21 protein-coding genes are annotated in these 21420 nt (G+C 69.5%); 16 read left to right on the top strand and 5 right to left on the bottom strand.

Annotation, left to right across the window (positions count from 1 at the left end):
• Positions 1-80: 80 nt before the first annotated feature.
• The 5 genes from EV140_RS10570 (at position 81) to EV140_RS10550 (ending at position 4615) form a co-directional block, all read left to right on the top strand.
• Positions 81-1199 carry a GuaB3 family IMP dehydrogenase-related protein gene (locus EV140_RS10570; RefSeq protein ID WP_130283731.1) on the top strand — a complete coding sequence of 373 codons (1119 nt, stop codon included), beginning with the start codon at positions 81-83 and terminating at the stop codon, positions 1197-1199.
• Positions 1200-1275: 76 nt separating this feature from the next.
• The gene (locus EV140_RS10565; RefSeq protein ID WP_130283729.1) at positions 1276-2085 is read left to right on the top strand and encodes an SURF1 family protein; all 810 of its coding nucleotides are present in this window, start codon (positions 1276-1278) and stop codon (positions 2083-2085) included.
• A gap of 5 nt (positions 2086-2090) precedes the next feature.
• Positions 2091-2540 (top strand): DUF3817 domain-containing protein, encoded by a 450-nt coding sequence (locus tag EV140_RS10560; RefSeq protein ID WP_130283727.1) that lies wholly within the window; start codon positions 2091-2093, stop codon positions 2538-2540.
• Positions 2537-4114, top strand: coding sequence for a glutamine-hydrolyzing GMP synthase (gene guaA, locus EV140_RS10555; protein WP_130283725.1), 1578 nt, complete (start codon positions 2537-2539; stop codon positions 4112-4114). The genes EV140_RS10560 and guaA overlap by 4 nt, the downstream gene beginning before the upstream one ends.
• Positions 4115-4117: 3 nt before the next feature.
• Entirely contained in the window at positions 4118-4615 is a 498-nt protein-coding gene (locus EV140_RS10550; RefSeq protein WP_241971413.1) for a tetratricopeptide repeat protein, read from the top strand.
• Positions 4616-4637: 22 nt separating this feature from the next.
• On the opposite strand, the gene EV140_RS10545 is transcribed toward EV140_RS10550, so the two are convergent.
• The 3 genes from EV140_RS10545 to EV140_RS10535 form a co-directional block, all read right to left on the bottom strand.
• Positions 4638-5441: a Bax inhibitor-1/YccA family protein gene (locus EV140_RS10545; RefSeq protein WP_130283958.1), complete on the bottom strand. Its 804-nt coding sequence runs from the start codon at positions 5439-5441 to the stop codon at positions 4638-4640.
• Positions 5442-5542: 101 nt separating this feature from the next.
• On the bottom strand, positions 5543-6040 hold the full coding sequence (locus tag EV140_RS10540) for a hypothetical protein (protein ID WP_130283723.1): 498 nt from the start codon (positions 6038-6040) through the stop codon (positions 5543-5545).
• 16 nt (positions 6041-6056) lie between these two features.
• Complete coding sequence (locus EV140_RS10535) at positions 6057-6323, bottom strand: DUF4190 domain-containing protein (protein ID WP_130283722.1); 267 nt, start codon at positions 6321-6323, stop codon at positions 6057-6059.
• A gap of 61 nt (positions 6324-6384) precedes the next feature.
• On the opposite strand from EV140_RS10535, the gene EV140_RS10530 reads away from it, so the two are divergent.
• Positions 6385-7335, top strand: coding sequence for a glycerophosphodiester phosphodiesterase family protein (locus tag EV140_RS10530; RefSeq protein ID WP_241971423.1), 951 nt, complete (start codon positions 6385-6387; stop codon positions 7333-7335).
• Between the two features lie 98 nt (positions 7336-7433).
• Here EV140_RS10530 and EV140_RS10525 read toward each other — a convergent pair whose 3' ends face one another.
• Positions 7434-8360 (bottom strand): type IV toxin-antitoxin system AbiEi family antitoxin domain-containing protein, encoded by a 927-nt coding sequence (locus tag EV140_RS10525; protein ID WP_130283718.1) that lies wholly within the window; start codon positions 8358-8360, stop codon positions 7434-7436.
• Between the two features lie 251 nt (positions 8361-8611).
• Between EV140_RS10525 and EV140_RS10520 the strand changes: the two genes are divergently transcribed.
• From EV140_RS10520 to sucD, 7 genes are all read left to right on the top strand, one after another.
• Complete coding sequence (locus tag EV140_RS10520; protein WP_130283716.1) at positions 8612-10999, top strand: ATP-dependent helicase; 2388 nt, start codon at positions 8612-8614, stop codon at positions 10997-10999.
• 126 nt (positions 11000-11125) lie between these two features.
• Positions 11126-11461: an STAS domain-containing protein gene (locus tag EV140_RS10515; protein WP_096420638.1), complete on the top strand. Its 336-nt coding sequence runs from the start codon at positions 11126-11128 to the stop codon at positions 11459-11461.
• Complete coding sequence (locus EV140_RS10510; RefSeq protein WP_130283714.1) at positions 11454-13070, top strand: SpoIIE family protein phosphatase; 1617 nt, start codon at positions 11454-11456, stop codon at positions 13068-13070. The genes EV140_RS10515 and EV140_RS10510 overlap by 8 nt, the downstream gene beginning before the upstream one ends.
• Positions 13071-13169: 99 nt before the next feature.
• Positions 13170-13493, top strand: coding sequence for an STAS domain-containing protein (locus EV140_RS10505; RefSeq protein ID WP_130283956.1), 324 nt, complete (start codon positions 13170-13172; stop codon positions 13491-13493).
• Positions 13486-13908: an ATP-binding protein gene (locus EV140_RS10500; RefSeq protein ID WP_157985646.1), complete on the top strand. Its 423-nt coding sequence runs from the start codon at positions 13486-13488 to the stop codon at positions 13906-13908. The genes EV140_RS10505 and EV140_RS10500 overlap by 8 nt, the downstream gene beginning before the upstream one ends.
• Positions 13909-14076: 168 nt before the next feature.
• Positions 14077-15240: an ADP-forming succinate--CoA ligase subunit beta gene (gene sucC / locus EV140_RS10495; RefSeq protein WP_130283710.1), complete on the top strand. Its 1164-nt coding sequence runs from the start codon at positions 14077-14079 to the stop codon at positions 15238-15240.
• A gap of 17 nt (positions 15241-15257) precedes the next feature.
• A complete protein-coding gene (gene sucD / locus EV140_RS10490; protein ID WP_130283708.1) occupies positions 15258-16160 on the top strand; it encodes a succinate--CoA ligase subunit alpha in 903 nt (300 codons plus the stop codon).
• 81 nt (positions 16161-16241) lie between these two features.
• Here sucD and EV140_RS10485 read toward each other — a convergent pair whose 3' ends face one another.
• Entirely contained in the window at positions 16242-17027 is a 786-nt protein-coding gene (locus EV140_RS10485) for an IclR family transcriptional regulator (RefSeq protein WP_241971412.1), read from the bottom strand.
• 242 nt (positions 17028-17269) lie between these two features.
• On the opposite strand from EV140_RS10485, the gene dhaK reads away from it, so the two are divergent.
• Genes dhaK through ptsP form a run of 3 tightly spaced genes read left to right on the top strand, consistent with a single transcriptional unit; the run spans position 17270 to position 21404 of the window.
• The gene (gene dhaK, locus EV140_RS10480) at positions 17270-18268 is read left to right on the top strand and encodes a dihydroxyacetone kinase subunit DhaK (RefSeq protein ID WP_130283706.1); all 999 of its coding nucleotides are present in this window, start codon (positions 17270-17272) and stop codon (positions 18266-18268) included.
• 41 nt (positions 18269-18309) lie between these two features.
• The gene (gene dhaL, locus EV140_RS10475; RefSeq protein ID WP_130283704.1) at positions 18310-18948 is read left to right on the top strand and encodes a dihydroxyacetone kinase subunit DhaL; all 639 of its coding nucleotides are present in this window, start codon (positions 18310-18312) and stop codon (positions 18946-18948) included.
• Positions 18945-21404, top strand: a complete 2460-nt coding sequence (ptsP, locus tag EV140_RS10470) for a phosphoenolpyruvate--protein phosphotransferase (protein ID WP_130283702.1) — start codon at positions 18945-18947, stop codon at positions 21402-21404. Before dhaL ends, ptsP begins: the two co-directional genes overlap by 4 nt.
• Positions 21405-21420 lie beyond the last annotated feature (16 nt).

Here is a 21420-nt window from a genome sequence, read left to right as displayed (position 1 = left end):
GCCAGCCTGCACCCCGCCCCCCGCCAGCCTGCACCCCGCCCCCCGCCAGCCTGCACCCCGCCCGATAGGCTTGCCGGGTGATGGAAATCGAGATCGGTCGGGCCAAGCGGGCGCGCAGGGCGTACTCCTTCGACGACATTGCGGTGGTGCCGAGCCGCCGCACGCGCGACCCCGAGGTCGTGTCGTTGACGTGGACGATCGATGCCTTCACCTTCGACACCCCGGTGATCGCCGCCCCCATGGACTCGGTGGTCAGCCCCGCGACGGCCATTGCCATGGGACGCCTCGGCGGTCTCGGCGTTCTCGACCTCGAAGGCCTCTGGACCCGCTACGAGGATGCCGACGCCGAGCTCGAACGCATCCGTCAGCTTGACCCGGCCGCGGCGACCGCCGAGATGCAGCGCATCTACGCCGAGCCGATCAAGCCGGAGCTCATTCGCCAGCGCCTCGCCGAGATTCGCGAGGCGGGGGTGCCGGTCGCCGGCGCACTCAGCCCGCAGCGCACCCAGGAACATTTCCAAGACGTCGTCGACGCCGGCGTCGACCTGTTCGTGATTCGCGGCACGACGGTGAGCGCCGAGCACGTCGCCCGCGACCGCGAGCCCCTGAACCTCAAGAAGTTCATCTACGAGCTCGACGTGCCCGTCATCGTCGGCGGCGCCGCCACCTATACCGCGGCGCTGCACCTCATGCGCACGGGCGCCGCGGGTGTGCTGGTCGGCTTCGGCGGCGGGGCGGCAAGCACCACGCGCCTGAGCCTCGGCATCCACGCCCCGATGGCCACGGCCGTGAGTGACGTCGCCGCCGCCCGCCGCGACTACATGGACGAGTCGGGCGGCCGCTACGTGCACGTCATCGCCGACGGCGGCCTCGGCACGAGCGGCGACATCGTCAAGGCGGTCGCCATGGGGGCGGATGCGGTCATGCTCGGTTCCGCACTCGCGAAGGCGACCGACGCACCCGGTCGAGGGTGGCACTGGGGCGCCGAGGCGCACCACTCCGAGCTTCCCCGCGGCAACCGTGTCGCGGTTGACCAGCTCGCGCCGCTCGAGCAGCTCATGTTCGGCCCGTCGCGACACGCTGACGGCCAGGTGAATCTCATGGGCGCGCTGCGTCGCTCGTTGGCGACAACGGGGTACTCCGACCTGAAGGAGTTCCAGCGCGTCGAGGTCGTCGTCGCGCCGTACCACTCGCGCTAGCGCGGCAGGCGCCCGCGAGGGGGCTCACGGCTTCCGGCTCAGCCCCGCCACAGTCGTACCCGGCAGAATGTAAGCCGTGTGGAAACTCGCGCGCCGTCCGAAGTGGATCGCCCTGCTCATCCTGGCGCTCACCGTCGCCGGCGTCTTCGCCGCGATGGGCCAGTGGCAGCTGGAGCGCGCCGCCGAGGAGGCCATCGTGGTCGAGCGCGACACGGAAACCCCGACGCCGCTCGTCGACCTCGCCGAGCCGCAGCAGGTGATGACCTCCGACGCGAGCGGCCGCATCGTCACGGTGGACGGCTCGTGGGTCGAGGGGGATGAGCTCGTGATGACGGGCCGCCAGACGCTCACCGAGGTGAACGGCACGCGGGACGGCGACTGGGTGGTGCGCCACCTCAGGACGGCCGACGGGGCCAGCCTCGCCGTCGCGGTGGGGGTCCTGCCCGAGGGGGCGAGCATCCCGAACCTGGACCAGGGCGCGGCGACGCTCACCGGCCGCTACGTGCCGAGTGAGGCGCCGCAGACGTCGAACTTCGAGGCGGGCGAGCGTACGGCCATTGCCGTCGCCGACCTTGTCAACGTGTGGCCCGAACCCGGCCCGATCTATTTGGGCTACCTCGTGCTGAGCGAGGCGCCCGAGGGTTTCGCGACGATTCCGGCGCCGCCGCCCGTCATCGAGGGTCAGCTGAACCTCTTGAACGTGTTCTACGCGATCGAGTGGGTGCTGTTCGGCGGCTTCGCCATCTACCTCTGGTGGCGCCTGCTACGCGACGAGTACGAGAAGCAGCTCGCCGTAGAGGAGGACGCGGCGGAGGGGGCACGCAACGATGAGCCCACCCGCGACCCCGCCCGCGCACCGGAGCCTCAGCCCGCCGCCCTAAACTGAGAGCCATGGCGATCGGCCCCAGCCCCAAGGACATCCCCGCGATCCGTCGCACCCTTGCCGTGTACAAGGTCTCTTCCGTGCTGACGGGCACCTTCCTGCTCGGCCTCGTGGTCATGATGATCACCCGCTACGGCCTCGGCAGCGACATCGAGCTGAACGGCGAGAGCGGTTTTCTCGCCCTCACCCCGGTGGGCGAGCTGACGGGCTTCAACCTGTCGATCTTCCTGCTGGCCGTGCACGGCTGGCTCTACGTGCTGTACCTCGCCTGCGACTTCCTGCTGTGGCGCCTTCTGCGCTGGCCGTTCTGGAAGTTCTTGTGGATCGCGATGGGCGGCATCGTGCCCCTTCTGTCGTTCTTCTTCGAGCGCCAGGTGCCCCGCGAGGTCGAGGCGCTGATCGCGTCGCTCGAAGCCGAGCAGCGTGCGCGCCCCGCGACCGAGGGCGCGTCCGCGTGAGCGCCGGCACCGATCACCGCCCGGTTCTCGTCGTCGACTTCGGCGCCCAGTATGCGCAACTGATCGCGCGACGGGTGCGCGAGGCGAACGTGTACTCCGAGATCGTGCCGCACACCATCTCGGCCGACGAGGTGGCGGCGAAGAACCCGGCCGCGATTGTCTTGAGCGGCGGCCCGTCGAGCGTCTACGAGCCGGGCTCGCCCGACCTCGACCCGGCGATTCTGCAACTTGGCGTGCCGGTCATGGGCATTTGCTACGGCTTCCAGGTGATGGCGAAGCAGCTCGGCGGTGAGGTCGCGAAGACGGGCCGTCGCGAGTACGGCGCCACCACCGCCCGCATCGTCGGCGACGGCGGCAGCCTCCTGACCGACCAGCCCGAGATCCAGATCACCTGGATGAGCCACGGAGACTCTGTCGCCAAGGCCCCCGAGGGTTTCGACGTGCTGGCCAGCACCGACGACACTCCGGTCGCCGCGTTCGCGAGCGACGAGAAGAAGCTGTACGGCGTGCAGTGGCACCCCGAGGTGAAGCACTCCGAGTTCGGCCAGCGCGTGCTCGAGAACTTTCTGCACCGCGCCGCTGGCATCGCGCCGGACTGGAACAGCGGCAGCGTCATCGCCGAGCAGGTCGAGCGCATTCGCGAGCAGGTCGGGGATGCGCGGGTCATCTGCGGGCTGTCCGGCGGCGTCGACAGCGCGGTCGCGGCGGCGATCGTGCACGAGGCGGTCGGCGACCAACTCGTCTGCGTCTTCGTCGATCACGGGCTGTTGCGGGCCGATGAGCGCCGCCAGGTCGAGGAAGACTACGTGGCCGCCACGGGCATCCGCCTGGTGACGGTGGATGCTCGTCAGCAGTTCCTGGATGCGCTGTCGGGCGTCACCGACCCAGAAACGAAGCGCAAGATCATCGGCCGCGAGTTCATCCGCACGTTCGAGAACGCCGCCGAGGCGCTCGTGCTCGAGGCGCAGGGCGAGGGCGAGGCCGTGAAGTTCCTCGTGCAGGGCACGCTCTACCCCGACGTCGTCGAGTCCGGCGGCGGCACCGGCACGGCGAACATCAAGAGCCACCACAACGTCGGGGGTCTCCCTGACGACCTCGAGTTTGAGCTGGTCGAGCCGCTGCGCACCCTGTTCAAGGACGAGGTGCGCGCGATCGGCCGCGAGCTGGGGTTGCCCGAGCCGATTGTGGCGCGCCAGCCGTTCCCGGGGCCGGGCCTCGGCATCCGCATCATCGGCGAGGTGACGGAGGAGCGGCTCGAGCTGCTGCGGCAAGCCGACGCGATCGTGCGCCACGAGTTGACGGCGGCCGGCCTCGATGCGGCCATCTGGCAGTGCCCGGTCGTGCTGCTCGCCGACGTGCGCTCGGTGGGCGTGCAGGGCGACGGTCGCACCTACGGGCACCCGATCGTGCTGCGCCCGGTGTCGAGCGAAGACGCGATGACCGCCGACTGGACGCGCCTGCCCTACGACGTGCTCGCCCGCATCTCGAACCGCATCACGAACGAGGTCGAGGGTGTGAACCGGGTCGTGCTCGACGTCACGTCGAAGCCCCCGGGGACTATTGAATGGGAGTAGTTCGTGGCTGACGTCGATTCCGTCGACGCGGTCGATGTCGACCGTGAGCTCGCCCATTTCTGGGACGAGCTCGACGACGACGTGAAACTTTCGGAGGCCGACGCGCGCCTGCTCGCGATCGTCGACGGTCTGCCGGTGGCGCGCATCCTGTTCGAACGGGCGTCGCTGCGCGACGCGCTCGGATACGAGGCGGATGCTGTTCCCCTCTACGAGGCAGCCCTCGCGGCCGGCCTCCCGTCGCCCGACGGCGAGCGTGCCGTGATCCAACTCGCGTCCTCCCTGCGCAATCTCGGCCGGGCCGAGGAGGCGTTCGCCCTGCTGGAGCCGTTCGTCGAGGACGACGAGGTGGGTGCCCAGGCGTCCGCCTTCGCCGCGCTGTGCCTCATCGACCTCGGCAGAAAGGGGGAAGCCGCGAGGCTCGCGCTGTCAGCGCTTGCCCCGCGGCTTCCGGAGTACGGTCGCGCGGTCGCGTCGTACGTTGACGACCTCGAGCTCGACTGAGTCGCGCTCGAGGCCGTCGTAACTACTCGCCTCCGCGGAGGATGGCGAGGATGCGGAGGATCTCGATGTACAGCCAGACGACGGTGAGCACGATGCCGAACACCGCGCGCCAGGCGAACTGACGCGGGGCGCCGTTCTCGACGCCACGCTTGACGGCGTCGAAGTCGAGCACGAGCGAGTAGGCGGCGAGCAGCACGACGAGGACGCCGAGAATCAGGCCGAGCGGGACGCCGAAGACCTCGGTGGTGCGCAGGCCGAAGGGCTGGTCAGTCGCGCCGAACAGGATCAGTCCCAGGTTGATGAGCGAGAACAGCGCGTAGCCGACCATCGCAATGAGGAACACCTTGGTGGCCCGCTTCGATGCACGAATCTTGCCGCTGCGGAACAGCAGCAGCGTCGTCACGAAGACAGCGCCGGTACCGATGAGCGCCTGCACGGCGATACCCGCGTACATCTGCTCGAAGATCGCCGAGATGCCACCCACGAACACGCCCTGCACGGCCGCGTAGGCCAGCACGAGCCCCGGCACGGTCTTCTTCTTGAAGATGTTGACGAGCGCGAGCACGAACCCGGCGATCGCGGCGGGGATCGCGAGGAACGGCAGGAACCAGCCGATGGCGGCACCCACGGCGAGGATCGCGAAGGCGCCCACGGCCTTCTGGATGGTGTCCTCGTAGGTCATCCGGTCGGTGTCGGCGGGCGTCGCCGAGGGGCGGCCGTAGAGCTCGTTGAGCTGCTCGGCGCTCGGCGCGGGCGTCACGCGGTTCGCAATCGCCGAGGTCTGGTTCAGCTGGAAGGCGGGGGAGTTGAACGCGGGGTTCGACATCGAAGCCATGGGTCCTCTTTCAGGGGTGTCGGCCAGTCGGAGTTGTCGCCGGTCGGCATCACCATTCTAGGGAGGTGCGGCCCCGATTCGCCTGGTGGCGGCTATGCAGCGGCTGGATGCGCGGGGCGCGACCGCGCAGACGGCGCGCGATCGAGCGCGGCCGCCCACCACGAGCATCCGACGGTGACGACCGCGCCGAGCGCGAGGGCGGCCAGCATGCCGGGGTACTCGCGGAAGGCGACGGCGGCGACGACGCCGGCGAGTAGCACCGGACCGAGGGTGATGAGGGAGATCCAGGGGCGGTGGCGGGCGAGCAGCCAACCGAGGTACGGCACGGCGAGGGTCCAGAGCGCTTGCGGGCCGGTGAGCAGCAGCCAGACGGTGCCAAGGCTCGGGGCGACCGGCAGCAGTCGACGCCAGGCGCGCGCGGGCAGCAGGAACCAGCCGAGGGCGTGCGCGGCCGAGCCGACGGCGAGCGGCCACAGGTTCGTCGTGCTCGCCGCCTGCAGGTGCACGAGCCCCCCGGCGATGAGGGTGAGGCCGATCGCGACGCGCTCGCGGTGAGTTCCCCAGCGCAGGGGCAGGTGGTCGGCGCTCACGGCTTCGGTGCCTCGGTCACGACGGGAACGGGGCGGTGAAGGCCTGGTAGACGAGGGCTCCGGCGAAGATCCAGCCGGCGAGCCAGAGGTAGCCGAGCCCGACGGCAGTCCAGGCGAGCGGGGCGCCGCGCTCGGCGCCGCCCGAGCGGTGGATCTGGCCGGCGGCGATGTGGCCGAAGAGGGCGGCGAACGGGCTGACGAGGAGGGCCAGGATGAACGCGACGACCGCGAGCGCGTTGGTGCGGCGGCGCGGGCGGAGATCCGCGGGCGTCGGGTCGCTCATGCCCGCGAGGCTACCGCGTACGCTCGGTGAGGTGGCTGTCGAAACGCGCCCCGAGCATCCGATGGTGATTGCGCACCGCGGAGCGAGCGGGTACCGCCCCGAGCACACCGCCGCCGCGTACGAGCTGGCGATCGCCCTCGGCGCGGACGCGGTGGAGCCCGACGTGGTGCCGACCCGCGACGGAGTGCTCGTGGTGCGCCACGAGAACGAGATCGGCGGCACCACTGACGTCGCAGACCGTCCCGAGTTCGCCGACCGCCGCACGACGCGCGTCGTCGACGGGCACAAGCTCACCGGCTGGTTCACGGAAGACTTCACGTGGGCCGAGCTGTCGACGCTGACCGCCCGCGAGCGGCTGCCGCGCGTGCGCCCCGCATCGACGCGGTTCGACGGCCGCTACCCCGTGCTGCGGCTGGAGGACGTGCTACGGATCCTCGACGCGGCGCCTCGACCGGTCGCCGTCGTGCTCGAAATCAAGCACGCGACGTACTTCGCCTCGGTCGGCATCGACATGGCGCGGCTGGTCGAGCGCGAGGTGATCCGCTGGCGCGCACGCGGGGGAACGGCGCCGCTCATCGTCGAGTCCTTCGAGCAGGGCGTGCTCGACGAGTTGCGGCGCCGCGAACTGCGGGCGCGGTTCGTCTACCTGCACGAGCGGCGCGGCACGGCCGCCGATCTCGTCGCGGCGCGCGGGCGGGCGGCGCCGAGCTGGGAATCGCAGCGCACGAACGCGGGACTCGACGCGCTCGCCGAATCCGGGATGCACGGGCTGAGCGTCGAAACGTCCGCCCTGTCGCGCGACCTGGTCACCCGAGCGCACGCCCGCGGACTGGACGTCTACGCGTGGACCCTGCGCCCCGAGAACCGCTTCCTGCCCGAGCGGCATCGCCTGGGCGCGTCATCCGCGGCCCACGGCGACTGGCACGCGTGGTTTGCCGAGGTCGCGGCCACCGGCGTCGACGGGGTGTTCGCCGACCACCCCGACCTCCCGCGCGAGGCGCTCCGTCCCTAGCCCGGCAACACTTTTCAAGGAGCTCGGGGTTGCGGGCTCGGTGTGTCGGCGTCGACACGCCGACAGCCACCGGCCTGGCTCCTTGAAAACGTTTGGCGTCACGGGGTGTCGAAGCGGGTCGAGCCGAGGGGTGCGGCCACCGCGGTCACGGCGCGCATCGTCTCGGCGACGTTGCTCCACTCAGTGACCACCTGGTCGTGACTGAAGCGAAGAACTCGGACGCCGCGCTGAGCAAGCAGCGCATCCTTGGCTCGATCGCGCGCGAACTGAGCGGCGGTGTCGTGAAAGGTGGCCCCATCGACCTCCACGACAAGGTGTGAACCGAACTGGAAGTCGACGCGGCCAATGCCGGGATAGGCGACTTGTCGCCACGGGTGCAAACCCATGCGCAACATCCGCACGAAGAAGAGCGTCTCCGTGCCCGACTCGCACACGCCGTCAACTCCCTCCCACTCCGAGATGCCGAAACGGGAGAGCAGGGCTGCGCGGTCCGCCAGGTGCTGGTGGATCACATCCCCCACCGTGGCGAGCAGCATGTCGCGGGGTGCGACTTTCGCGTAGTCGTGCAGGGCGTCGAGCAGGGGAGCGACGACGGGGCGGGGGCCAACCTCCGGCGCGCGGACGCCCGTCCAGTGCACTGCGATACGAGCATCCGGATGCTGTGACAGCCGCAATCGCGGATTCGTCGCCGTTCTCATTTGGCACGCGTTCAGCGGCACCCGGACGTGGAGTGTGGCGTCTCGGAGACACCAGATGCCGTGGGCGGCGAGTGCGTGCGCGCCGGATAACTGGCCGCCGACGCGCACCGCGTGGATGACGGCGCGTGCCGTGCCGGGTCGAACGAACCACCCGGACCGAGCCCGGATCAGCTGTCGCCGCGCAAGGAGGTGCGAGATGCCGGCGCGGCTCCAGCCCAGCGCGTGCAGTTCGCGCGTTCGAATGGCGCCGCCGAGGCGCTCGACTTCATCGTAGAGGCGCCCGATCGTTCGGCCGGGGGTGAGGGGCGAGGGATACGAAGTGCTCATCGCGGAACTGTGCGACCGGTGGCGGGCCGGCGGGCGTGGGCGGCCACGAACCCGGCACCCCGCATCCGGAACCGCCGCAGTGGAGGAGTGGCGACGCCCGCTCGACCCGATTCAAGGAGTTCGGCGAGTCTCCGCTGGCGTGTCAGGCCCGACACGCCGCGAGCCGAGCGCGGGACTCCTTGAAAACCGAGAAGCGGGGGCTCTCGCGCGGCCGAAACGGTGTCGGTGCAGCGACCTAGACTGAGGCGGTCATGACGCTGCTTCCTCCCGACGCCGATACCGTGCCCGACCCCTGGCAGGCGGGGCCCGCCGCCCCGTCCGCCAGCGATCCGGCGACTGATCCGTTGCTGGCCGGGCTCAACGAGCGTCAGCTCGCTGCCGTGCAGTCGAGGGCCGACGCACTCTTGATCGTCGCGGGTGCCGGCTCGGGCAAGACGAGCGTGTTGACGCGGCGCATCGCCCGGCTCTTGCGCGACCGCGAGCTCTGGCCCAGCCAGATTTTGGCCATCACGTTCACCAACAAGGCGGCCGCCGAGATGCGCGAGCGGGTGGGGCACCTGATCGGTCGCGAGGCCGCGCAGGGCATGTGGATCTCGACGTTCCACTCGGCGTGCGTGCGCATCCTGCGCCGCGAGGCCCAGCAGTTCGGCATGACGCAGGCGTTCACGATTTACGACTCGGCCGACTCGCGCGCGCTCATCAAGCGCATTGTGAAAGAGCTGCAGGCCGACACCCTGGGGCTCACGGTGCCCGCCGTCGCCGGCAAGATCTCGCGGCTCAAGAACGAGCTGATCGACGCCGACGCCTACGCACGGCAGTACAACCAGAACGACCCGACCGAGGTCATGTTCCTCGAGATCTTTCGGCGCTACACCGCCGAGCTCGCTCGAGCGAACGCCCTCGACTTCGACGACCTCATCGGCCAGACGGTCTACCTGTTCCGCGCCTTCCCGCAGGTCGCGGCGCTGTACCAGCGCCGGTTCCGGCACATCCTCGTCGACGAGTACCAAGACACGAACCACGCCCAGTACGCGCTGATTCGCGAGCTCACCCGCGGCGTGAGACCTGAGCACGTGCCCGCCGACACCCGCATCGAGACCGATGCATCGGGCGCGATCCCGCCCGCCGCGCTCACGGTGGTCGGCGACTCCGACCAGTCGATCTACGCCTTCCGCGGCGCCGACATCCGCAACATCGTCGAGTTCGAGCGCGACTTCCCGGGCGCCGAAGTGATCCTGCTTGAGCAGAACTACCGCTCGACGCAGACGATCCTCGACGCGGCCAACGCCGTCATCGCGAACAACTTCGACCGCATCGCGAAGAACCTCTTCACCGCGGTCGGCGCGGGCGACAAGATCACCGGGTTCACCGGCTACAGCCAGCACGATGAGGCGCAGTTCGTCGCCGACGAAATCACGGCCCTGCACGACGGCGGCATGCCGTACAACCAGATGGCCGTGTTCTACCGCACGAACGCGCAGACTCGAGCGCTCGAAGAGATCCTGATCCGCTCGGCGATTCCCTACCGTGTGCTCGGCGGCACCAAGTTCTACGAGCGCGCCGAGATCAAAGACGTGATGGCGTACCTGATCGCGGTCGCCAACCCGGCCGACGCGCTCGCGGTGCGGCGCATCCTGAACACGCCGAAGCGGGGAATCGGGCCGGCGACCGAGACGGCACTGGCGATGCACGCCGATGAACTGGGTGGCACGTTGCGCGACGCGCTCAGCGACGCGGCGGCGCTCGGCCTTGGGCCGAAGGTGACCGGCGCGATGCTCGAGCTGGCGCGCATCCTCGATGAGGCGAGCGCGACGATCGACACCGCGCTCGTCCCCGACATCGTCACGAGCATTCTCGAGAAAACCAAGTACCTCGAGCTGTTGCGGGCGAGCCGCGACCCGCAAGACGAGGCCCGCGCCGAGAACGTCGAAGAGCTCGTCGCCGTCACGCGCGAATTTCAGAAGAACAACCCCGAGGGGCGCCTCGTCGACTTCCTCACGGAGGTGGCGCTCGTCGCGGCGGCCGACGACTTGGACGATTCGTCCGGCACCGTCTCGCTCATGACCCTGCACACGGCGAAGGGTCTCGAGTACGACGCGGTGTTCATCACCGGTGTCGAAGAGAACCTCCTCCCGCACCAGATGAGCGCCTCCGAGCCCGGAGGCCCCGCCGAAGAGCGGCGCCTGTTCTACGTCGGCATCACTCGCGCGCGCAAGAAGCTGCACCTGAGCCTCGCGATGACCCGCTCCACCTTCGGCGACACCCAGGTGGCGGCCCCCAGCCGCTACCTGCAAGAGATTCCCGCTGAGCTGATCGACTGGCGCGATTCCCCCGGCATGGGGATGCGCTCAGGCTCCGGCCAGCGCCAGCTCGGCTCGTCGAAACCCTCCTTCTCGTACGGATCGTCGCTGCCCCCGGGCAAGCCGAAGACCGAGTGGGCCAACCGAGTCACGAACACAGTGCGCGACAACGGTGACCTGACGCTGGAGGTCGGCGACCGCATCCGGCACGACGATTTCGGCGAGGGACGCGTGACGGGCGTCACGCAGAACGGGGCGAAGTCGATCGCCGAAGTGCAGTTCGACTCTGCGGGGCGCAAGCGGCTCCTCATCAAGATTGCTCCGATCGTGAAGCTGTAGAGCTTCACGAGCCCCCTTGTCTGTTCGAGGCTGGTTCGCCTCGAACCCCCAGTTCTGGGCGGTTCTCCCCCGACGCCGTCACTTCCCGACAGAATGGGGTGACCGGGGGACAGAAGGGGAAACGTCATGGACATCAGCGTCACCACCCACAGCAACGGCATCACCGAGCTCGGCGTATCGGGCCGACTCAACATGGTGACGGCGGCCCGCGTGCGCGATGCGATCCAGACCGCGGTCGATGACAATCGGGGCCGGGTCGCTGTCGACCTCTCCGGCGTCGTCTTTCTCGACTCGTCAGGACTCGGTGCGCTGATCGCGGGGCTCAAGACAGCGCGCGAGGCGGGCGGCGACGTGCGGCTGGTGCGCCCGACCGAGCAGGTTGAACTCGTTCTCGACCTCACGAACATGGGGTCGGTGCTGAAGTCGTTCGACAGCGTGGAGAGTGCCTACCCGCATGAGTGACATGGTCACTCGCACGGTGCGATTGACGGCCCCGCCCGACACCGTCGACACCGTGCACGATCTGCTTGACGCGCTGTGGCCGAGCGTGCCCGACGTGAGCGCGCGCGACCGCATGTCGCTCGACACCGCCATCATCGAATTGGCGGCGAACGTCATCCAGCACGCCAACCGCGGCAAGCCGATCACCGCAACGCTGACGGTGATCGCCTTTCCGGATCGCATCGAGGCGACGCTGAGCGACTCGGGTGAGGTCGGCGAGGTCGACATTGAGGGGCGATCGATGCCCGCCGCCGACGAGCTCGCCGAGTCGGGCCGCGGCATCGCACTCATGAAGGCTCTCGTCGACACCGTCGAGCACCGCCGCGTCGACGGCTTCAACCACTGGACGCTGGTGCGCGAACGCGAGCAGGTTCGGCAGCCGGATGCGCCGCCACGACACCTTCCCTCGGTATCGATCAGCGGCATCATCGACGAGATGGCGCGCCAGCGGGCCCTCGAGGAGATGGGGATCCTCGACTCGCCCCCCGAGGACCGCTTCGACCGCGTGACGCGGCTCGCCAAGCAGTTGTTCGGTGTCGGTGGGGCGAAAATCAACCTCATCGACGGCGATCGGCAGTGGTCGAAGTCGACGGCGGGGTATGGCGACGAGGTGGTGCCGCGCGACAAGGCTGTGTGTGCCGTCACCATCGAAGATGACCGAACGTTCGTGGTTCAGGATCTGCTCGCGGATCCGCTGTTAGCTGACCGCGGGGTGCCCGGCGAAGTCGAGTTCTACGCGGGCCACCCCCTGCAAGCGCCCGGGGGTGAGCGCATTGGGGCGCTGTGCGTGTACGACGGAAAGCCGCGCCAGTTCAGCGAGCGTGAGAAAGAAATGCTGCGTGACCTTGCCGACTGGGTGCAGCAGGAACTCACCGCGAGTCACGAGCTGAGTCGTGCCGCCGAGGTGCAACAGGGTCTCCTCCCTCAGTCGCTCATCAGCATGCCGGACTGGGACATCGCGGGAATGTGCCTTCCCGCGCGTGCTGTCGGGGGCGACTTCTACGACTGGTACCCCGTCGGCGAGGGTGCCGCCATCACGCTCGCCGACACCATGGGCAAGGGCATCGGCTCGGCAATCATCGCCGCGACGGTTCGGGCGGTGCTGCGGTCAGCCGCGCGATTCGGAGACGTAGCCGGCGCGGTCGACCTGGCCGCAGCATCCCTCAACGCCGACCTCGACACGACCGGCCTGTTCGTGACGCTCCTGCACGGCCGTCTCGACATGGACTCGGGCGAGTTCACCTACGTCGACGCCGGTCACGGGCTCACCGTTGTCGCTCGACGGGATGGCGCCATCGAGCGACTGCGGTCGCACACACCGCCGCTCGGCGTCGACCTCGAGACCGAGTGGCAGTCGCACTCCGTCATCCTCAACCCGGGTGACGTTCTGGTGACCGCGAGCGATGGGTTGCTCGACCTGTACGACGGCACGCTCGACGCCCTCGACAAGATCGGGGCGTTGGCGTTGCTCGCATCGACCTCGGCCGAGGTGACCGATGCGGTGCGCGCTCGCGCCCGGGGGGTGGCCCCCGACGATGTGACGGTGGTGGTGGTGCGCCGTGACGGCTGACGCACCTGCCGCTCGCATGAGTGTCCTCGTGCACGCGGTGCGGTACCGCGGGTACCGTGCAGACGAGGAGTCGGAAGGGACTGTTGCGTGAAGATTGACATGGTCGACGGGCCGGGAGGCGTCGTCGTTCTGAAGCCGGAGGGCCGCCTGAACATGGTTGCCGCTCCCGCGGTCCGTGAGGCGGTTTCCTCCATCGTGGACAGTGGGCGCTCGAGGGTCGCCGTCGATCTCTCGGGTGTCGAGTTCATCGACTCGTCCGGCCTCGGCGCGTTGATCAGTGGGTTGAAGACGACCCGTCAGGCAGGGGGAGACCTGCGCATCGCCGGCGCGAACGACCAGGTGAAGCTCGTGCTGTCGCTGACCAACCTTGAGCGGGTGCTCACCCCATACGACACCGTCGAGAATGCGTACGGTGATGCCTGAGCCGTTGCGGCGAACGGTGCGGCTGACGACGCCGCCGGGCGATGTGAACACAGTGCATGACTTTCTCGTGGAGCTCTGGCCCGACGTCGACTCGGTGTCGGACGTCGACCGCATCAGCATCGAAACGGCGCTCATCGAGCTGGCCGCGAACGTCATGCAACACGCCGATAGCGACGGGTCCGGCTTGACGTGCGAGTTCACGGTCGTCGTGAGCGACGACGCGATCGACATGGTGGTGCGCGACACCGGTGAGCCGGGAGAGATCCGGCTCGTCGGTGCCGAAATGCCTGAGCTTGAGGCCGAGTCCGGTCGCGGCCTCGCCCTGATCTCGGCGCTGGTCGACGAGGTCGCCTACTCGCAAGAAGACGGGCACAACATCTGGCGGCTGCGCCGGACGCGCACGACAGGCGCCTAATGTCGGGATGCTCGCGGCGAGCATCCCGATGAATGGTCCCGCGGACAATTCCCTCCGCGAACAGGAGTACCCTTGCAGAGGCCGATTTGTCTCGACATCGAGAAACCTCGGGGCATGGTTGACGGCCGCTGACCCCTGTCACTCGCACGCGGATGGGATGAAAAAAGCGTGGATCTTTTCGAGTATCAAGCGCGCGACATGTTCGAGAAGCACGGAGTTCCCGTGCTGCCCGGCATCGTCGCCGACACCCCGGCGGAGGTGCGCGCCGCTGCTGAGAAGCTCGGCGGCGTGACCGTCGTCAAGGCCCAGGTCAAGACCGGAGGTCGCGGCAAGGCCGGCGGCGTCAAGGTCGCGAAGACCCCCGACGACGCGGAAGCCGCGGGCGAGGCCATCCTCGGCCTCGACATCAAGGGCCACACCGTCCACCGCGTCATGGTTGCCGCCGGTGCCGACATCGCCGAGGAGTTCTACTTCTCGGTGCTGCTCGACCGCGCCAACCGCTCGTACCTCGCGCTCTGCAGCTACGAGGGCGGCATGGAGATCGAGCAGCTCGCGGAGGAGCGCCCCGAGGCGCTTGCCCGTATTGAGATTGACCCGATCGCCGGTATCGACCTCGAGAAGGCCCGCGAGATCGCGCGCGCGGCGAACTTCCCCGACGAGTTGATCGAGAAGGTTGCCCCCGTCTTTGTCACCCTCTACGAGGTGTTCGACAAGGAAGACACGACCCTCGTCGAGGTGAACCCGCTCGTGCTCACCGGCGGCGGCGACATCATTGCCCTCGACGGCAAGGTGACGCTGGATGAGAACGCGGCGTTCCGTCAGCCGCACCACGCCGAGCTTGAAGACGCGGCCGCGAGTGACCCGCTCGAGGCGAAGGCGAAGGAGCACGACCTCAACTACGTGAAGCTCGACGGGGAGGTCGGCGTTATCGGCAACGGTGCGGGCCTCGTCATGTCGACGCTCGACGTCGTCGCCTACGCCGGAGAGAACCACGGCGGCGTGAAGCCTGCCAACTTCCTCGACATCGGTGGTGGCGCCTCGGCCGAGGTCATGGCCGCCGGTCTCGACGTGATCCTCGGCGACCCGCAGGTCAAGAGCGTGTTCGTGAACGTCTTCGGCGGCATCACCGCGTGTGACGCGGTCGCCAACGGCATCGTGAAGGCCCTCGAAATTCTCGGCGACACGGCGACGAAGCCGCTCGTTGTGCGCCTCGACGGCAACAACGTCGACGAGGGTCGTCGTATCCTCGGGGACGCCAACCACCCGCTCGTGACGATCGCGAGCTCCATGGACGAGGGGGCCGATAAGGCCGCCGAGCTGGCTGCGAAGTAAGGACGGAGAGAAGAGATATGTCGATCTTCCTCAACAAGGATTCGAAGGTCATCGTCCAGGGCATCACCGGCGGCGAAGGCACCAAGCACACGGCCCTCATGCTGAAGGCCGGAACCCAGGTCGTCGGCGGTGTCAACGCCCGCAAGGCCGGCACCACCGTCGCTCACACGGCGAAGGACGGCAGTTCCGTCGAGCTGCCTGTGTTCGGCTCCGTCGCCGAGGCGATGGAGGCCACCGGCGCCGACGTGTCGATCGCGTTCGTGCCCCCGGCGTTCGCGAAAGACGCCGCGATCGAGGCGATCGAGGCGAAGATTCCGCTGCTCGTGATCATCACCGAGGGCATCCCGGTGCAAGACTCGGCTGACCTGTGGGCCACCGCCAAGGCGCACGGCAACACGACCCGCATTATCGGACCGAACTGCCCCGGCATCATCACGCCGGGCGAGTCGCTCGTCGGCATCACTCCGGCGACGATCACCGGCAAGGGCCCGATCGGCCTCGTGTCAAAGTCGGGCACCCTGACCTACCAGATGATGTACGAGCTGCGCGACATCGGCTTCTCGACCGCCATCGGCATCGGCGGTGACCCCATCATCGGCACCACGCACATCGACGCGCTCGCCGCGTTCGAGGCTGACCCCGAGACGAAGGCGATCGTCATGATCGGCGAGATCGGGGGCGACGCCGAGGAGCGTGCCGCCGACTTCATCACGGCGAACGTGACGAAGCCGGTCGTCGGCTACGTCGCCGGCTTCACCGCCCCCGAGGGCAAGACGATGGGCCACGCCGGCGCCATCGTCTCCGGCTCGGCGGGCACTGCCCAGGCGAAGAAGGAGGCCCTCGAGGCCGCCGGCGTCAAGGTCGGCAAGACGCCGAGCGAGACGGCCGCCCTCATGCGCGAGATCATTCAGGGGCTGTAGACCAGCATCCCGAATTCGACGGCCCCGGCTGCGCGCAGCGCGCCGGGGCCGTCGGCGTGCGCGGGGTCACCAGATCGCGCGTCAGTCGTCGCGCGGCATCACCTTCGGTGGCCACTCGGTGTAGCCGAGCTCGCGCGAGATGTTGCGCGCGGTTTCGCGCAGGTCGTTGAGGACGCCGGCCTCCGGCGGCCACTCGCTCGAGGGCATCACGACCGACACCGCGGCGATGACGGCACCGCTGCGATCGGCGACGGGCACGGCAACGGATGATTCGCCGAGCACCGCCTCGTCTTCCTCCATGGCGAGGGCCCGCTCCGCGACGCCGGCGAGCTGCAGGCGCAGCGTCGCGGGGTCGGTGACGGTGTCACCCGTGAGGCTGCGCAGCGGCTTCGCGAGCAGGTCGTCGGCGGCGCTCGGGTGGTACGCGAGCAGCACCTTGCCGAGCGCCGACGCGTGCGCGGGGATCGTGATGCCGGTCTCCAGCATCTGCTGGCTGCCGTCGGGGCGACGGTTGTGGTGAATGATGATGACCTCGTCGAACAGCTCGGCCCCCAGCCGTGTCGAGAGGCCCGTGCGGCGCGCCAACTCGCGCGTCCAGCGCATGGCGCGGGCGCGCACATCCAGCGTGTCGAGGTACACGTTCGAGAGCTTCAGCAGGGCGGGGCCGAGCATGTAGCGCTGGCTGCCGGGCTCTTTGGCGACGAGGCCATGCGCCTGCAGCGACTTGACGATGCCATGCACGGTCGACGGCGGCAGTTCGAGGATGCCGGCGAGTTCGGTGATGCCGAGGTGGCGGGCGCCCTGCAGCGAGGCGAGAATCCTCGCCGCGCGGTCGATTGCTTGAATCACGCGAACCCCTTCGGTCACCTCGCCCATTATGCGGTCGGATCGGCGAGCGCGTCCGCACGACGACGGGCCAACGGGCCCTTGACAGCACGCGAACTCTCAGAGCATATTCGACATTGTCGAATACCGTTCCAGAAATACCGCCGAGACATGAGGCGCCGGTGCCTCGACCATCCCGGTGGCGGACGTGCTCTAGCGGTTCCTGAGCAACCCGACAACACTGGTCTCACCGAGACCCTCGCGAAGAAGGATGGATAGGTTCAATGAAGAAACTCATCAACTCCCCCGAGTCGGTTCTGGCGGACGCGCTGCGCGGCATCGAGGCCGCGCATCCCGATCAGCGCGTCGACCATGAGAATCGCGTGATCTACCGCGCCACCCCGAAGGAGCACGGCACCGTCGCGCTCGTCAGCGGTGGCGGCTCCGGTCACGAGCCGCTGCACGGCGGCTTCGTCGGCTTCGGCATGCTTGACGCCGCGTGCGCCGGGGAGGTGTTCACCTCGCCGACGCCCGACCAGATGCAGGCCGCCACGAAAGAGGTCGACCGCGGAGCCGGCGTGCTGCACATCGTGAAGAACTACACCGGCGACGTCATGAACTTCGAGATGGCCGCCGAGCTCGCCGCGATGGAGGCGAGCGTCGACGTGAAGACGGTCGTCGTTAACGACGACGTCGCCGTCCAAGACTCGCTGTACACGGCGGGTCGGCGCGGCGTCGGCCTCACGGTGCTGCTCGAAAAGATCGTCGGAGCGGCCGCCGAGCAGGGTCGCAGCCTCGACGAGGTCGTCGCGCTCGCTGAAAAGGTGAACGGCGACGGCCGCTCGATGGGTATGGCCCTGACCAGCTGCACCGTCCCCGCAGCCGGCAAGCCGACGTTCGACCTGCCCGACGACCAGATGGAGATCGGCATCGGCATTCACGGTGAGCCGGGGCGCCAGCGCGTGCCACTGGCCGACGCGTCGCACGTCGCCGAGCAGCTGGTTGAGCCGATCCTGGCCGACCTCGACTTTGGTGGCGCGCCCACCATCGTCATGCTCAACGGCATGGGCGGCACGCCGCTGATCGAGTTGTACCTCATGTATGGCGAGGTCGCTCGCATCCTCGAGAAGCACGGCATCACGATCGCCCGCAACCTGGTGGGTAACTACATCACGTCGCTCGACATGGCGGGATGCTCGGTGACCGTTCTGCGCGCCGATGACGAGATCGTCTCGCTCTGGGACGCGCCCGTCGAGACGCCGGGCCTGCGCTGGGGTCGCTGAGCCGCCGCGCAATTCACCACTGATCCGGACCGGAGGACACCATGAGCACCACCATCAGCATCGACGGATTCACCGCGTGGCTGGATGCGTTCCGCACCCGCGTCACCGAGAACAAGGCCTATCTCACCGAGTTGGATTCCGCGATCGGGGACGCCGATCACGGGTCGAACATGGCCCGAGGTATGGCCGCCGTGATGGACAAGGTGGGCGCAGCGGCGCCCAGCACGGCCGACGAGCTGTTCAAGACCGTCGGCATGACGCTTGTCACGTCGGTGGGTGGTGCAAGCGGGCCGCTGTACGGCACGTTCTTCCTCCGGTTCGGTATGACCGCCGGTTCGGTCTCGGAGTGCGATGGCCCCGCGTTGGCCGCCGCACTCCGGGCCGGGCTGGAGGGGGTCGTCGCCCGCGGCAAGGCCGAGGCGAACGACAAGACCATGTTCGACGCGATGGCGCCCGCCATCGATGCACTCGACTCTGCTCTCGCATCCGGTGCCTCGCTCGCGGACGCCGTTGCGGCCGCACGCGACGCGGCGGCCGCCGGCCGTGACGCGACCGAGCCGCTCGTGGCGCGCAAGGGCCGCGCGAGCTACCTCGGCGACCGCAGCGCCGGTCACCTCGACCCGGGCGCCACCTCGACGGCCATGCTGTTCGACGCCCTCGCGGAGGTCATCGCCGCATGACCTCCGTCGGTGTCGTCGCCGTTTCGCACAGTCCGGCCCTCGCGGAGGCGGCGATCGCCCTCGCCCTCGAGATGACGGCGACGGGCGCCCCGGCCGTCATCGCTGCGGCGGGCACGGCAGACGGCGAGATCGGCACCGACGCTGCCCGCATTGCGGAGGCGATCGCCGAAGCCGACTCGGGCGACGGCGTCGCCGTGATCATGGATCTCGGCTCGGCCGTCATGAGCGCGGAGCTCGCGCTCGAGTTCGTCGACCCTAACCTCGCCGAACGCACCCGGCTCGTCGCCGCGCCCTTCGTCGAGGGCCTCCTCGCCGCCGTCGTTCGCGCGGCGGGGGGAGCCTCGCTTGCCGAGGTCGCGGAGGAAGCAACAGGGGCCTTGCGCCCCAAAACCGACCACCTGCAGTCGCCGACGCCCGATCAGGATGCTGCGGGCGCGGCGTCGGCGGCCGACGAACCCCCTGCACCCTCCGATGCGTCGTCGGCCACCGCGACCGTGCGCAACGTTGCGGGCCTTCACGCCCGCCCCGCCGCGGTCATCGCCGGGGCGGTCGCGAGCTTCGACGCCGAGGTGACGCTGCTGCGCGACGACCACGCTCAGCGCCCACCCGTCTCGGCGGCGAGCCCCATCGGCATCGCCACGTTGGCGGCGGGACCGGGCACGGTGGTGCTCATCAGGGCGACCGGACCGCAGGCGGCCGAGGCCGTCGAGCACGTTCGCGCGCTCATCGACGAGGGCTTCGGCGAGGAGCCCGCCGAGGGGCAAGCGCCCACCGGCGCCGCCGCACCGGCGCCGGCGCGCGTTGACCCCACCCCCACCGGTCCGATCGGGGTGAGCTCCGGCCGCGTCGTCGGCCCCGCCGTCGTGCTGCGCCGCACGGTCCGCGAGCCGTCCGCCAGCGATCGGGTGCCAGAGGACGCGCGCGACGGTGCCGTGTCTCTGCTGCGCGAGGCGAGCATCCGCGTGGCCGAGCGGTACCGCGAGCGTGCCGCGAGCGTGACCGGTCAGCGGCGCACCGTTCTCGAGGCGACCGCCGACATGGCGACCGACCCGACGCTCGTCGGAGGCGTCGAGGCGCTCATTCGCGACGGCGGGCTCACCCCCACCCGCGCGGCATGGCAGGTTTCCGCCGAGCTCGCCGAGCAGTATCGCGCGGCGGGCGGGCTGATCGCCGAGCGCGCGACCGACCTGCTCGATGTGCGCAACCGGCTCATCGCCGAGCTTCGCGGGGAGGAGCCGCCGGGGGTTCCCGACCGGCGCGAGCCGTTCATCCTGGTGGCCGACGACTTGGCGCCCGCCGACACGGTCGCGCTCGACCCGGCCGTGTGCCTCGCGCTCATCACCGAGCAGGGTGGCCCGACCTCGCACACGGCCATCATTGCCCGCGAACTGGGCTTGCCCGCCGTGGTCGGCTACCCCGAGGCGACGAGCATCGCCGACGGCGACCTACTGCTCGTCGACGGCGACACGGGTGAGGTCGTCGTGCGGCCCGACCCGGCGGCGCAGGCGACGGCGACCGGTGTGATCACACTGCCGCCGTTCGAGGGCCCCGGCCAGACGCGCGACGGCCACCGGGTGCTGCTCGGCGCGAACGTCGGCGCGCCTCGCGACGTGGCGCGCGCCGTCGAGCGCGGCGCCGAAGGAGTCGGGCTGTTCCGCACCGAGTTCTGCTTCCTCGACCGCGACACCGAGCCGAGCATCGACGAGCAGGTGGGGGCCTACCGGGAGGTGTTCGACGGCTTCGCCGGTCAGCGGGTCGTCGTGCGCACCCTCGACGCCGGAAGCGACAAGCCACTGCCGTTTCTCACGAACGACGACGAGCCGAACCCTGCTCTCGGTGTGCGGGGCCTGCGAACCGCTCGGCGACACCCCGACGTGCTCGAGCGGCAGGTGCAGGCGATTGCGCGCGCCGCGGAGGGTGCGACCGCCGATGTATGGGTCATGGCGCCCATGGTGGCGACGGCTGCCGAGGCCCGCGACTTCGTGACGCTCGCCCGCGGTGCCGGCCTCGCCACCGTCGGCGTGATGATCGAAACCCCCGCCGCGGGGCTCACCGCCGTCGAGGTCATGCGCGAGGTCGACTTCGTCAGCCTCGGCACGAACGACCTCGCCCAGTACACGATGGCCGCCGACCGACAGTCCGGCGACCTCGCCGATCTGGCGAACCCGTGGCAGCCCGCGCTCTTGCGCCTCATCGGCATGATCGGCGAGGCCAGCCGCGACACCTCCGGCACGCCCGTCGGCGTGTGCGGCGAGGCGGCGGCCGACCCCGACCTGGCGTGTGTGCTTGTCGGTCTCGGCGTGACGAGCCTCTCGATGGCGGCCCGCGCCATCACGCGGGTGGGTGCCCGGCTGGGTGACGTCGAGCTTGTCGCCTGCCGCCGCGCGGCCGAGGCCGCCGTCAGCGCCGCTGACCCGGCCGAGGCGAAGGCCGCGGCGCGCGCCGCCCTCGGGTAGGGCCCGCGCGCCCGTA

Source organism: Microcella alkaliphila (genome assembly GCF_004216855.1).
Classification (GTDB): domain Bacteria; phylum Actinomycetota; class Actinomycetes; order Actinomycetales; family Microbacteriaceae; genus Microcella; species Microcella alkaliphila.
Note: the sequence above shows the minus strand (reverse complement) of the source record. Positions and strands in the feature narration are given on the sequence as shown.